General features: G+C 65.7%; 13 protein-coding genes. 4 read left to right on the forward strand and 9 right to left on the reverse strand.

Annotated elements, in window-relative coordinates; translation table 11 throughout:
• Positions 1–30: 30 nt before the first annotated feature.
• The 6 genes from ftsL to DWV11_RS20540 all read right to left on the reverse strand — a co-directional run bounded on the left by ftsL (position 31) and on the right by DWV11_RS20540 (position 4,858).
• Positions 31–702, reverse strand: coding sequence for a cell division protein FtsL (ftsL, locus tag DWV11_RS02265; RefSeq protein ID WP_115787280.1), 672 nt, complete (start codon positions 700–702; stop codon positions 31–33).
• Positions 699–1,697: a 16S rRNA (cytosine(1402)-N(4))-methyltransferase RsmH gene (rsmH, locus tag DWV11_RS02270; RefSeq protein WP_115787281.1), complete on the reverse strand. Its 999-nt coding sequence runs from the start codon at positions 1,695–1,697 to the stop codon at positions 699–701. Before rsmH ends, ftsL begins: the two co-directional genes overlap by 4 nt.
• 176 nt (positions 1,698–1,873) lie before the next feature.
• Entirely contained in the window at positions 1,874–2,305 is a 432-nt protein-coding gene (gene mraZ / locus DWV11_RS02275) for a division/cell wall cluster transcriptional repressor MraZ (RefSeq protein WP_115787282.1), read from the reverse strand.
• 323 nt (positions 2,306–2,628) lie between these two features.
• Complete coding sequence (locus DWV11_RS02280) at positions 2,629–2,991, reverse strand: DUF3040 domain-containing protein (RefSeq protein ID WP_115787283.1); 363 nt, start codon at positions 2,989–2,991, stop codon at positions 2,629–2,631.
• Between the two features lie 235 nt (positions 2,992–3,226).
• A complete protein-coding gene (dinB, locus tag DWV11_RS02285; protein ID WP_342767699.1) occupies positions 3,227–4,429 on the reverse strand; it encodes a DNA polymerase IV in 1,203 nt (400 codons plus the stop codon).
• Between the two features lie 303 nt (positions 4,430–4,732).
• The gene (locus DWV11_RS20540; protein WP_342767697.1) at positions 4,733–4,858 is read right to left on the reverse strand and encodes a hypothetical protein; all 126 of its coding nucleotides are present in this window, start codon (positions 4,856–4,858) and stop codon (positions 4,733–4,735) included.
• On the opposite strand from DWV11_RS20540, the gene DWV11_RS20545 reads away from it, so the two are divergent.
• Both DWV11_RS20545 and DWV11_RS02295 read left to right on the forward strand, forming a co-directional pair.
• Complete coding sequence (locus DWV11_RS20545) at positions 4,857–5,144, forward strand: hypothetical protein (protein ID WP_342767698.1); 288 nt, start codon at positions 4,857–4,859, stop codon at positions 5,142–5,144. The two genes, DWV11_RS20540 and DWV11_RS20545, sit on opposite strands and share 2 nt — an antisense overlap.
• Positions 5,141–6,232, forward strand: coding sequence for a polyprenyl synthetase family protein (locus tag DWV11_RS02295; protein ID WP_115787284.1), 1,092 nt, complete (start codon positions 5,141–5,143; stop codon positions 6,230–6,232). Before DWV11_RS20545 ends, DWV11_RS02295 begins: the two co-directional genes overlap by 4 nt.
• Positions 6,233–6,355: 123 nt before the next feature.
• On the opposite strand, the gene DWV11_RS02300 is transcribed toward DWV11_RS02295, so the two are convergent.
• Positions 6,356–6,709: an Rv2175c family DNA-binding protein gene (locus DWV11_RS02300; RefSeq protein WP_115787285.1), complete on the reverse strand. Its 354-nt coding sequence runs from the start codon at positions 6,707–6,709 to the stop codon at positions 6,356–6,358.
• 227 nt (positions 6,710–6,936) lie between these two features.
• Between DWV11_RS02300 and DWV11_RS02305 the strand changes: the two genes are divergently transcribed.
• Together DWV11_RS02305 and pknB are read left to right on the forward strand one after the other, a co-directional pair.
• A complete protein-coding gene (locus DWV11_RS02305; protein WP_115787286.1) occupies positions 6,937–8,256 on the forward strand; it encodes a lytic transglycosylase domain-containing protein in 1,320 nt (439 codons plus the stop codon).
• Positions 8,257–8,336: 80 nt separating this feature from the next.
• A complete protein-coding gene (gene pknB / locus DWV11_RS02310; protein WP_115787287.1) occupies positions 8,337–10,430 on the forward strand; it encodes a Stk1 family PASTA domain-containing Ser/Thr kinase in 2,094 nt (697 codons plus the stop codon).
• A gap of 77 nt (positions 10,431–10,507) precedes the next feature.
• Here pknB and DWV11_RS02315 read toward each other — a convergent pair whose 3' ends face one another.
• Entirely contained in the window at positions 10,508–11,878 is a 1,371-nt protein-coding gene (locus DWV11_RS02315) for a class II 3-deoxy-7-phosphoheptulonate synthase (RefSeq protein ID WP_115787288.1), read from the reverse strand.
• 95 nt (positions 11,879–11,973) lie between these two features.
• On the reverse strand, positions 11,974–12,687 hold the full coding sequence (locus DWV11_RS02320; RefSeq protein WP_115787289.1) for a lysophospholipid acyltransferase family protein: 714 nt from the start codon (positions 12,685–12,687) through the stop codon (positions 11,974–11,976).
• Positions 12,688–12,722 lie beyond the last annotated feature (35 nt).

The following is a 12,722-nucleotide window of genomic DNA, read 5'->3' on the forward strand; positions in this document are numbered from 1 at the left end:
GCTGGCCTTGCTGTCGGTTCGGCTGGAGGCTTACTGCCCGGGCACCTTCTGCTGGGGGGCCGGCACCGAGCCTCCGTTGAGGTTCACGGCCGGGGTTTTCGGCTCCGCGGTCTTGGCTGCCTGCTTGTCCTTGTCCTTGGCCTTGTCCCCGGCCTTGTCATCTGCGTCCTTGGACGGAGCGTGGCTCGCCAGTGGTTCCTTGATGCTTGCCGGCGGCACCACATCAAGCTGGCCGGTGATCGCCGGAGGCGCAATGACGGCACCCGGGTTTACACCCTTGAGTGCCGGCGTCGCAGTGCCGGTGATCGCCAGTGTCTCCAGGTTGATCTGGCCCTTGGCAGTGGAAGCAACCATTCCCAATTGTGCAGCCTTGGCCGCCAGATTCTGGGGAGCTTCGAACGCCTGTCGCTGCTGTGTCAGTTCCTGGTTCTGCTTCGTCAACGTGGCATCCTGCGCCTTCAACTGGACCAGGTTGTACTGCGCCGTGGAGACGGAGATATTGAGCACGAGGACGGTCAGCAATGCGGCCGCGAGCACACCGAAGCAGAAAACGAAGAACGGCACGCGGCGTTTCCCGGGGGCGCTCCGCACCACGGAGAGCGGCGTGCGGACTTTGCGGTCGGCGTCGGGCGAACGCAGGGGCAGGGTACGCGCCGTGTTGCCCACAGTGGACTGCGATGCCTTGGCAGCAGCGGTGCTCATGCGTTTCTCCTTGCTTTGATTCGTTCAACGGCCCGCAGCCGGGCGGAAGCCGCCCGGGGGTTCTCGGCGATTTCTTCGGCGGTGGGCACCTCGGTGCCCTTGGTCAGCATCTTCAGTTCGGGTTTGTGTTCTTCAAGCTCCACCGGGAATCCCAACGGGGCCGAGGACTTGGAACGCTTCTGGAAGACCGATTTGACGATCTTGTCCTCGAGCGAGTGGTACGACATCACCACCACGCGCCCGCCAAGGGCAATGGAATCGACGGCGGCGGGAATGGCCCGCTCGAGGACATCGAGTTCCTCGTTGACCTCGATCCGCAGCGCCTGGAAGGTGCGCTTCGCAGGGTGCCCACCGGACTTGGCGGCCGCGGCCGGCACCACGCTGCGGATCTGTTCGACGAGTTCCCCCGTGGTCGTGAAGGGCTTCTCCGCACGGGCCGCGACGATCCGGTTCGCGATCCGGCCGGCGAACTTCTCCTCGCCCCACTTCCGGATGATCCGTACGAGGTCCTCTTCGGAGTAGGTGTTCACGACGTCGGCAGCGGTCTGGCCGCGGCTGGTGTCCATCCGCATGTCCAGGGGAGCATCGTAGGAGTACGCGAAGCCGCGCTCCCTTTCGTCCAGTTGGAGGGAGGAGACGCCCAGGTCCATGAGGATGCCGTGCACTTCGGACAGGCCGAGGTCCTCGAGGACGTCTTCAATTTCGTCGTACACGGCGTGAACCAGGTCGGTCCGCTTCTCGAAAGGCTTAAGCCGCTCCCCGGCGAGGGCGAGGGCCTCCTCGTCGCGGTCGATCCCCACAAGGTGCAGGTCGGGGAAACGCTGGAGCATCGCTTCCGAATGGCCACCCATGCCGAGGGTCGCGTCGATGACCACCGGCGTTTCGCCGCGGCTGCGGGCGGCTTCGAATCCGGGTGCCAACAAATTGATACACCGGTCTTTCAGGACCGGCACATGGCGCTCAGAGGTCGGCTTCGGCGTGTCCTGCCCGTCCATGCGGCCTCCTCGGGCGTCGTTCACTGGCTCTTAAATGCTTCTTGGGCCGGATCCCCATCCGCGCCTATCGCTGCGTCCGCCTGGCTCCGGGGAAGGTGAGCCAGGTTGGCGAAGCAATGGGCGGCTGGAGATCCCGTCCAAGAAGCGGGTCCTGCCCGGTATCCGGATGAATCCACCTAGATGAATCCGGGAAGGTTGTCGTCGTCGGTTTCCGAGAAGGCGGCTTCCTTCTCGGCCAGGTATTCGTTCCAGGCCTGGGCGTCCCAGATCTCGGCCCGGGTGCCGGCTCCAATGACCGCCAGTTCCCGGTCGAGTCCTGCATAGGCCCGGAGCGCCGGCGGAATCGTCACGCGCCCCTGCTTGTCAGGCACCTCGTCAGAGGCTCCGGACAGGAAAACCCGGATGTAGTCACGCGCCTGCTTGGAGGAGATGGGGGCCTCCCGCATGGATTCGTGGATACGTTCGAATTCCCGCTGGCTGAAGACGTAGATGCAGCGTTCCTGCCCCCGGGTGAGGACCAGACCGTCTGCCAGTTCCTCGCGGAACTTGGCGGGGAGGATGATCCGTCCCTTCTCGTCAAGACGCGGCGAATGCGTGCCCAGAAACACTGGCCCACCGCCCGTCCGTGAAAAGGTGCCGTACCTGCCCCACTCCGCCACTACCCTCTTACGTCCTCCACTTTACTCCACAAGTCCCCACAGTCAACGAAGCTGCGGGCGTTTCGGCTCCACTTGGCGCGGATAGTGCCGCGGAAACCCGGGGAATCAGGGGTGTGGCGGGAAGTGGAGGGACATGTGCGCCCTGTGGCGGGCCAGTGTTTCTAGGCACGCGCTTAAATGGAAAAGGACCCGTCAAGCGGGTCCTTTTTCCTCAGATGCGTTGTCTGTGGTGCGAAGTGGAGGGTTCCGGGGAGCCCTCCATCCGGGCTTGGCTAGTCGTCGCCGCGGCGCCGTTCGTCCCAGCGCTCTTCGAGGTTGTTCATGAACGAGCTCTTGGCTTTGCCGGACTTGCGCGACTTGAGCTTCCGCCCGGAAATCCTGCGGAGGGTGGCGAAGTAAACGCCGGCACCCATCACGATGAACCCGAGCACGCCCAGGAAGATGTTCTGGAGGGAGACGCCAACCAACAAGAGCAGAACACCAGCGATGGTGCCAAGGACTCCCATGATGATGTGCCGGGTGGACCAGGCACGGATGGGATCCGACCCCATGGAATTGGCAAACTTCGGATCGTCCTCATGCAGCTGCTTCTCAAGTTGCTCGAGAAGCCTCTGTTCGTGCTCCGAGAGGGGCATCGCGACCTCCTTGTAGTCGGCCAGGCTTGTAACCGGCCACGGTCCAGATAAGCGGCACCCACCGCCTCTGTATCCCTAAACGGACCGGCCTGAAAAAGGGTTCCCAGTCCTTGTCCATGGAACCAGACGCGATGAGGCACTTTGTCCAGACGATCTAATTCTGTGTATTTCTAGGATAGTTTGTTGCGCACAGTTCTGAAAGACGCTCCAAGTGTGCAGAGCCGGCTTTCCGTCACTATCGCGGCCCGTCCGGACCTTTTTCCTTACCCGGCTCAAGGAGCCTGGCCGGAAGGACCGTTTTCCCGCCAAACTTGCGGCTCACTTGGTCGAGCGCCTGCTCCGCCGAGCGCCAGTTGTCGTCCCGCCGGTCCAGGCTCAGTTGCAGTGCCGCACCGCCGGCCGTTTCAAGCTGTTCCAGGCGCACCCCGATGAGCCGGACGCTCATGGGCCTGCTGCCGAGCGAGGCGAGCAGCTGGGAGGCCACCTGGTACACAATCTGGGCACTGTCCACCGGCGCATGGACCGTCTTGCTCCGGGTGACCGTGGAAAAGTCCGCATAGCGTAGTTTCAGAGCAACAGTCCGCGCCAGCATTCCGCTGGCCCGCAGCCTCGTGGCCGTGCGATGCGAGAGGCGCAGCAGTTCCCGGTGGAGAAGGTCGTCATCGAAAGTGTCGACGGCGAAGGTCTCCTCCGCCCCGATGCTCTTCTCCAGCCGGACCGGGGTCACAGGGCGGGGGTCGAGTCCCATGGACAGCCTGTGGACGTGCTCCCCTGATGCCCCCAGGATCTTCCGCAGGGCGGCCGGCGGCGTGGCAGCCACATCCGCGACGCTGCGGATGCCCAGCCTGGCCAGCACCTCCGCGGTCTTGGCGCCTACGCCCCACAGTGCCTTTACGGGCAGGCTGTGCAGATACTCCACCGTGCGGTCCGCCTCGATCAGCAGCAGCCCGTCCGGCTTGCAGCGTGTCGAAGCGATTTTTGCCACGAACTTGTTGGCGGCGATCCCCACCGAAGCAGTGATGCCGAGTTCCTCGGACACCCTGCGCCGGATCAGCTTGGCGATCCCGAGCGGCGCGCCGAGCCGCCGGATGGCCCCGCCGACGTCGAGGAACGCTTCATCGACGCTGAGCGGCTCCACCAGGTCGGTTATCGATTCAAAGATCCGCATCAGCTCCGCGGACACTTCGTAGTACAGGTGGTGGCGGGGCTCGAGAATGACGGCGGTAGGGCACAGTCGCATGGCAACGGCCATGGGCATGGCGGATTTCACACCGACGCCGCGCGCCTCGTACGACGCGGACAGCACCACGGAGCGCTCCGAAGGGAAGCCGACAATGACCGGCTTGCCGCGCAGCTCAGGACGCGAGCGCAATTCCACCGAGACGAAGAACGCATCCATGTCCACGTGCAGGATACTGGTGCGCCGGAGCTCTTTCAGGGTTGCCGGGTCAAGAGGCCCGACGGCGCCGCCTGCGTCTCCGTCCGTTCTCACATGAAGATCCTATGCCCGGCGGCCCGACGGGTCCGAGGCCCGGATCTGTCCCGCGAAATCCGGCAAGGGCCGAAGGCTAAACTGTAGGAGCATCCGGCACCGTCCCCAGGAGGAATACCCTGTGAAGTTCTACCGAAAGCACCAACGCATAGCGATGGCTGCTTGCGCTGCCGGCGTTGCCCTGGCTGCTGCTGCGTGTGGGGCCCCTTCAACTTCAGTTTCCCCCTCGTCTTCCCCCGCTGGTCTGCCTCAGGTGGTGCCGGCGTCGCCGCCTGCCCTCGAGTCGTCGGCTTCCCCGGCTGCGGGGGCTGCGGGGGCTGCGGCGGCGGTCGCATCGCTCGCGCCGGGATTCCCGCAGAGGTTGGTCCCGCTCATGCCGAAGGCGAGCATCAAGTCCAGCAGCCTCGACAAGAACTCCTCCCCCGCCTCGGCAGCCCTTGTGGGCACCATCGCTGCTCCGGCGTCGTCAGTCTTCGCCTACTACACCTCCGCGCTCTCCGCACAGGGCTTCAAGGCCGTGCCCGGCGACAACGTCGGCGGCACAAAATCCAAAGACTTCGTCCGGGCCAATGGCGAAACCGCCAACATCTCCGTCGTCGAGGAGGCGGGCGTGTCCACCTTCACGGTCGGTGCCAACGTTGCGGCAGGGTCCCTGAAATGACGGCATCGCAGCTCGCAGCGGAACAGGGCCGCTTCATCGCTGACGTCGCAGCGGGACTCAACAGCTTCCTGGCCGGGCAGGAAACTGTCATGGCCGGCATCTCCCCGGACGTCGCGCCGCTCATGGATTCGATCTCGAAGCTGGTGACCGGCGGCAAACGCCTCCGCGCCCTCATGGCCTACTGGGGCTGGCGGGGGGCCGGCGGCGACGCGGCGCACCCGGACATCGTCAACGCCGGTTGCGCCCTGGAACTGTTCCAGGCCGCAGCCCTGATCCACGACGACATCATCGACCGCTCGGACACCCGCCGCGGCGGGCCCAGCGTGCACCGGCGCTTCAGCCAGCTCCACCAGTCCGAAGGCTGGGCCTTGGACGAGGAACGCTTCGGACACGCCGCGGCGATCCTGACCGGCGACCTGTGCCTGTCCTTCAGCGAAGAGGCCTTCGCCGGCATCGGACCGCGGGCAGCGTCGGGAACTGCAGCGCGCCGCATCTTCAACCTGATGCGCGCCGAGGTCATGGCCGGGCAGTACCTGGACATCCTCGAAGAAGTTGCCGGACCCGTGCGGGACCGTGCAGGCGCGGTGGACCGGGCCACCTCGATCATCCGGTTCAAGTCGGCGAAGTATTCCACCGAGCACCCGCTGGGCCTTGGCGGCGCCCTGGCCGGCGCTGACGAAGCCCTGCTGGCGGGCTATTCGGCGTTCGCGCTTCCGCTGGGTGAGGCCTTCCAGTTGCGCGACGACGTCCTGGGCGTCTTCGGCGATCCCGGGACAACCGGAAAGCCTGCAGGCGACGACCTGCGCGAGGGCAAGCGGACCGTCCTGGTCGGCTTCGCGATCAACCAGAGCGAACCGGCCGTCTCCGCCTACCTTGATGCCACGCTCGGCCGGCAGGACCTGGACGAAAGCGACGTCGGGAAGATCCGGCAGATCATGGTCGATTGCGGCGCCCTTGCCGCCACCGAGGCCATGATCGACGAGCTCAGCGGCCAGGCTTTCGAAGCCCTGGAACGGCTCCCCCTCGAGGACCTTCCCATGTCTGCGCTCCGCGGCCTCGCCGAGGCGGCAGTGAGCCGCGCCGCCTGAGCCGGTAATCAGCCCAGGCGAACAACTGGTTAAACAGATGACGACGGCGGCAGGTGAACTGCCGCCGTCGTCCTGCGTTTCAGCCGTCCTCTATTAAGCAGGCCTCTATTTGAAGGGGTGCGGCTACCAGGCCAGGGACTGCGCCCGGCGCCGGATCTCGGTCTTGCGGCCTTCGCGCAGGGCATCAACGGGCCGGCCGCGCAGGGACTCGTCCGGGGTGAAGAGCCAGACGATGAGTTCCTCATCGGTGTAGCCGGCATCGCCCAGCACGGCGACGGTGCCCTTCAGGCTGTCCAGCACATGGCCGTCCTGGATGAAAAGGGCCGGGACACTTCGGATTTTCCGTTCGCCTACCCGCAGCGCCACCAGTGCGCGCTCATCCAGAAGTCCGTGGACCTTGGTAATGGGAACGTCGAGGATTTCGGCGACATCGGGCAGCGGCAGCCATTCGGAAACAAGGCTTTCTACAGTACTCACGGAAACAAGGTTGCCACGCCCCGGGCCGCTTCGCCTAGCCGGGTCCGCACCGCTTTCCAATGCCGGTTTATGCCCGAATGTGCCAATGAGCAGCTGTTTTCTTGTGCCTCTGCCAAATATGTGAGAGATTCACTTTGATCACAACTGCAACTTTTTGCACATTAGTAACATTGGTATCACTGGCAGCAGCGTTCCGCGAAGGCCCGCAGCTGAGATGAGGATTTCCTATGACGACCCCACGCTCGTCCAAGAAGACAACAAGCATGCCCATGCTTGCGGCCACTACTGCAGCGTTGCCCGCCGTCGTGCTCTCATCGCTGGCCTTGGCGCAACCGGCGGCTGCAACCGCACCTGCTTCCCAGCCGCAGCGCATCCCCGCCACGCTCGCCGCCGCCATCAAGGCGCAGGCCGCGCAGGCTTCCGGTACCGTCATCCCGGCGTCGTCCGTTGCCGCCGCCCTTCCCTCGGCCTTGCAGGCGCAGGTGGGCACGGCAGTCCCTACCAGCTACACAGTGAAGCCGGGCGACACCATCAGCGGCATCGCCGCCCGCCACGGACTGAACACCAACTCCGTGCTGAAGCTCAACCGGCTTTCCCCCACCTCGATCATCTATCCGGGCCAGCGGGTCAAGCTCAACGCTTCCTCCGCAGCACCGGCATCGCGCCCCGCGGCCCCGGCCGCAGTCCCCACCGGGACGTACACCGTCAAGCCGGGCGATACCCTGAGCGGGATCGCCGAACGCCATGGCGTCGGGCTGTCCAAGGTCTTTGCCTGGAACGGCCTGAACGGCAACTCCATCATCTACCCGGGTCAGAAGATCAAGGTCAGCACCGCGGCAGCGCCGGCCAGCCCCCGTCCGGCGGCCTCGGCCCCGGCCGCGTCCCCGGGTTCGTACACCATCAGGGCCGGCGACACCCTTGGCGGCATCGCGTACCGGCACAAGGTCTCCTTGTCCGAGCTGCTTTCGGCCAACCGGCTCAAGGCCAGCACGATCATCTACCCCGGGCAGAAGCTGGCGATTCCGGGCGGTTCCGCGCTCCAAGCGGCGTCGAGCTCCAAGCCGCTGGTTCCCAGTTCCTTCCTCGGCTACACGTACCCGGCCGCTGTCGTCAGCTCCGCGAACAGGAACAAGGCGATCCTCGAGGCGTCACCGGTTCCCACCCGGGAGCAGATGAAAAACATCGTGGCGGACACCGCACGACGCATGGGCGTCAACCCTTCGCTGGCCATGGCCTTCGCCTACCAGGAATCCGGCTTTAACCAGCGCGCCGTGTCCCCCGCCAACGCCATCGGCACCATGCAGGTCATTCCGTCCTCGGGCGAATGGGCTTCCGAGCTGGTGGGCCGCAAGCTCAACCTGCTTGATCCCTATGACAACGCAACCGCCGGCGTGGCGATCATCCGCGCACTGGTCAGCACCAGCAAGACCCTTGACCTGGCGATCGCCGGCTACTACCAAGGCCAATACTCCGTCAGCAAGCACGGAATGTACGCGGACACGAAGCAGTACGTGGCCTCGGTAAAGGCCCTGATGAAGCAGTTCTAGGACGCTCGACAAGCTACGCAACGGGCCCGGATCGCATGGACGATTCGGGCCCGTTGTCTTTGCTCACTTAGGATCGTAGGGTGCAGGAACAAGTTTCGGACCATCTTCTCGGCTCCCTCGTGGACGGCCGCTACCTAGTGCGTGCCCGGCTCGCCGGCGGCGGAATGTCCACCGTCTACCTGGCCACGGACAAACGGCTGGACCGCGATGTCGCCTTGAAAGTCCTCCACCCGCACTTGGCGAACGACGCCAGTTTCCTGGAGCGCCTGCGCCGGGAGGCACGTGCCGCTGCCAGCCTTTCCCACCCCCATGTGGTGGGCGTGCTCGACCAAGGCGAAGACGGCCACACGGCGTACCTCGTCATGGAGTACATCAAGGGCCACACACTCCGCGACGTCCTCCGGGAAAAGGGCGCCCTCTCCCCACGCCTGGCCCTGGCCCTGATCGACCCGGTCATCGAAGGCCTCGCCGCAGCCCATGCCGCCGGGCTGATCCACCGCGACGTCAAGCCCGAAAACGTCCTGATCGCCGACGACGGCCGAATCAAGGTGGGCGACTTCGGCCTGGCCCGTGCCGTCACCGCAACCACCAGTACCGGCTCCCTGATCGGAACGGTCGCTTACCTGGCACCGGAGCTCGTGCTGGGCCAGGCGGCCGACGCCCGCAGCGACATCTACTCGGCGGGTGTCATGCTCTACGAAATGCTCACCGGCGCCCAGCCCTACTCCGGCGAAGTGCCCATCCAGGTGGCGTACCAGCACGTCAACACGGAACTGCCGGCGCCCTCGGCGGCCGCGCCGGGCCTGGCCGTCGACCTGGACGAACTCGTTCAGTGGTGCACCGCGAAGGACCCCGAGGAGCGCCCCGTCGACGGCGGCGCCCTCCTCTCCGAACTGCGGCACATCCGGACCACGCTGGACGACGGCCAGCTGGACTTCGCTCCCCCGGCGGCCGTTCCAAGCACGGCAGTCTCCGACCCCGCGCACACCGAATTGCTGGAGCAGACCGGCGCCGGGGAAGTCGGCGAAGGCCGGACGGAAATCATCTCTTTGGACCACCACCCCACGTCGGTCCTGCCCCAGCCAGCACAGGGCTTTTCAGCGCAGGGTTTTTCAGCGCAGTCCTTCCCGACGTCGGTGCTGCCGCCGGCGCTGCCCGGCGGCAGCGGCGAGGACAGCGCCCCTGCCACGCTCTCCCCGCGCGAAAAGAAACGGGCCGCGCGCCAGGCCGAAAAGGACCACGCCCGGGCGGCCGCTACGCCGTCGCGCACCCTGCGGGAGGGCAGTCCCCGCCGCCGCGCCGTCGTCTGGGCGTTGGTGATACTGCTTCTGGCCATCCTGGCCGGGACAGCCGGCTGGTTCTTCGGCATGGGCCCCGGGTCTCCGGGCACCATTCCGCAACTCAAGAACAAGCCGGCCCAGGAAGCCCAACAGCTCCTGCGCACGGCCGGGTTCCAGTCCAATGCCCAGGACGTCTTCGATGACGAGGTGAAGTCCGGTTACACGGTGGGTACCGACCCCGCGGCAGGTACGGAAATCCGCAAGTTCCAAACCGTGACGCTGTTCGTCTCCAAGGGCCCGCAGATGTTCCCGCTGGTGGGCCTGGCTGGCTTGAACCTGGACCAGGCCAAGGAAGCGCTGTCCGGCGCGGAGATGACACTGGGCCGGGTCTCGGAGAAGTACGACGAACAGGCGCCGGCCGGGACGGTCGTTTCGCAGGCGCCGGCCAAGGACACACCGGTGCGTCACGGGACAGCCGTGGCCCTGGTGATTTCAAAAGGCCCCCAGCCGATCCCGGTTCCGGATGTCCGCGGCATGAACCAGGCTTCGGCAAGCAAGGCGATCAGCGATGCCGGGCTGACACCGAAAATCGCCGCGGAAGAGGTCTTTGACAAGAAGGCTCCCGCCGGCACGGTGCTCCGCCAGTCGCCGTCGGACGGCACACTGAACCGCGGCGGCACCGTGACACTCACCCTGTCGAAGGGGCCCCGGATGGTCCAGGTTCCGAACTTCGTCGGCAAGCAGGCCAAGCAAGCCGAAAAGGAGCTGAAGAAACTCGGCTTCGAAGTGAAGATCGAGAACCTCTACGGAGGCTTCTTCGGGACCGTTCGGGAACAGGACCCCGTGGACACTTTGGCGCCGGAAGGTTCCACCGTCACCCTGCGCGTAGTCTAGGCTCCGGGGTCCCACGCGAACATACAGCTGAGGCCCCAAAACCGCGGCGGTTTTGGGGCCTCAAGTGTACGTTCGTGCTAGTGCTTTGCCAGTGCCCCGGCCACCAGGAAGGCCATTTCGAGGGACTGCATGTGGTTCAGGCGCGGGTCGCAGACGGACTCGTAGCGGTCGGCGAACGCTGCTTCGTCAATCGGGTCGGATCCGCCCAGGCACTCGGCCACGTCGTCGCCGGTCATCTCCATGTGCAGGCCGCCCGGTACGGTGCCCAAGGCCTGGTGCACCTCGAAGAAGCCGCGGACCTCATCGATGACGTCGTCGAAGCGTCGGGTCTTGTAGCCGTTCTGCGAGGTGACGGTGTTGCCGTGCATGGGGTCGGTGACCCACAGCACCTGCGCGCCGGACGCGGTGACGCGTTCGACGACGGCGGGCAGCTTCTCCCGGATGTTCTTCGCACCCATGCGGGTGATGAAGGTGAGGCGGCCGGGTTCGCGGTTCGGGTCCAGCTTGTCGATGAGGCGCAAGGCGTCGTCGCCGGTGGTGCCTGGGCCAAGCTTCACGCCGATCGGGTTGCGCACGCGGGACAGGAAGTCCACGTGGGCGTGGTCGAGTTCGCGGGTACGCTCGCCGATCCACAGGAAGTGGCCGGAGGTGTCGTAGGGCAGGCCGGTGCGGGAGTCGATGCGGGTCAACGCACGCTCGTAGTCCAGCAGCAGGGCTTCGTGGCTGGCGAAGAATTCGACGCGCTTGAGGGCTTCGAAGTCGGCGCCGCAGGAGTCCATGAAACGGATGGCGCGGTCGATGTCCCTGGCCAGGGATTCGTAGCGGGCGTGGGCCGGGTTCTCGGTGAAGCCCTTGTTCCACTGGTGGACCAGGCGCAGGTCGGCGAAGCCGCCCTGCGTGAAGGCGCGGATCAGGTTCAAGGTGGAGGCGGAGGTGTGGTACGCCTTCAGCATGCGGCCGGCATCGTGGGCCCGGGATTCCGGGGTGAAGTCGTAGCCGTTCACGATGTCGCCGCGGTACGCCGGCAGGGTGACGCCGTCGCGGGTTTCATCGTTGGAGGAGCGCGGCTTGGCGAACTGGCCTGCCATGCGGCCCATCTTGATGACGGGCATCGCAGCACCGTAGGTCAGCACCACGGCCATCTGCAGGATGGTCCGGACGCGGGCGCTGATCTTGTCCGCGGTGGCACCCTCGAAGGTTTCGGCGCAGTCACCGCCCTGGAGCAGGAAGGCACGGCCCTGGGCTGCGGCGGCGAGGCGTTCGCGCAGGACATCCACCTCGCCGGCGAACACCAGCGGAGGGAGAACCGAGAGTTCCTTGACGGCGGCGTCGAAGACGTCCCTGTCCGACCAAGTGGGCTGCTGCGAGATGGGCAGTAGACGCCAGTCGTCAAGGCCCGGATAGTCAGCGGCGCCGCTTTGCGCCGTGCTTGTCATGGGGCCTGTCATGGAGGGTGCGGGAATTAGCTCAGTCACCCTACAAGACTAGTGGGCGGCCGCCCTCTTTGGGGACTCGGCAGCCGTAACCGGCACGGGCGGCGCCGTCACACTTTTCCGCCGGTCCCGCCTCCGTCGTCATGGCCGGCGAGCCGGGCCTTCACGTCCGCCGCGTATTCGTCCACGTACTCCTGCCCCGAAAGCCGCATGATCTCGTACATGATCCGGTCCGTGACCGTGCGCTGGACGGTGCGGTCCTCCTCGTTGCCGTAGTGCTCGCTGAAGTCCAGCGGCTGCCCGATGATCATCCCGATGCGCCGGATGTTCGGGATCCGCTTGCCGATGGGCTGCACCTTTTCGGTACCGATCATGGCCACCGGGACCACGGGCACACGGGTCTGCAGCGCCAGTTTGGCCACGCCGGCCTTGCCCCGGTACAGGCGGGCGTCGGGGCTGCGGGTTCCTTCCGGGTAGATGCCCAGGAGTCCCCCGCCCAGGAGTACGTCCTTGCCTGCCTGCAGGGACACTTCGGAGGCCGCGCCGCCCGAGCGGTCCATGGGCAGCTGCTTGGTGAGCCGGAAGAACAACGCGGTGAGCCTGCCCTTGGGTCCGGTGCCGGTGAAGTACTCGGACTTGGCCAGGAAGATCACCGGGCGGCGCACCATCAGCGGCAGGAAGATCGAGTCGGAGAAGGACAGATGGTTGGAGGCGAGGATGGCTGCGCCTTCGGCAGGAATGTTGTCCAGTCCCTTGATCCAGGGACGGAACAGCAGCTTGAGGACGGGACCGATGAAGATCCGCTTCATGACCCAATAGAACACGGCTGGTTCCTCCCCGGGCGGCATATGAATATGGC

This window comes from Arthrobacter silvisoli (assembly GCF_003369445.1).
Classification (GTDB): domain Bacteria; phylum Actinomycetota; class Actinomycetes; order Actinomycetales; family Micrococcaceae; genus Arthrobacter; species Arthrobacter silvisoli.

Bases quoted from the DNA above. Each gene is read 5' to 3' on its own strand.
- ftsL (WP_115787280.1), bottom strand. From the start codon at position 702: ATGAGCACCGCTGCTGCCAAGGCATCGCAGTCCACTGTGGGCAACACG.
- rsmH (WP_115787281.1), bottom strand. From the start codon at position 1,697: ATGGACGGGCAGGACACGCCGAAGCCGACCTCTGAGCGCCATGTGCCG.
- DWV11_RS02280 (WP_115787283.1), bottom strand. From the start codon at position 2,991: ATGCCCCTCTCGGAGCACGAACAGAGGCTTCTCGAGCAACTTGAGAAG.
- DWV11_RS20545 (WP_342767698.1), top strand. From the start codon at position 4,857: ATGCCGAAGGCGAGCATCAAGTCCAGCAGCCTCGACAAGAACTCCTCC.
- DWV11_RS20540 (WP_342767697.1), bottom strand. From the start codon at position 4,858: ATGAGCGGGACCAACCTCTGCGGGAATCCCGGCGCGAGCGATGCGACC.
- DWV11_RS02295 (WP_115787284.1), top strand. From the start codon at position 5,141: ATGACGGCATCGCAGCTCGCAGCGGAACAGGGCCGCTTCATCGCTGAC.
- DWV11_RS02305 (WP_115787286.1), top strand. From the start codon at position 6,937: ATGACGACCCCACGCTCGTCCAAGAAGACAACAAGCATGCCCATGCTT.
- DWV11_RS02315 (WP_115787288.1), bottom strand. From the start codon at position 11,878: ATGACAGGCCCCATGACAAGCACGGCGCAAAGCGGCGCCGCTGACTAT.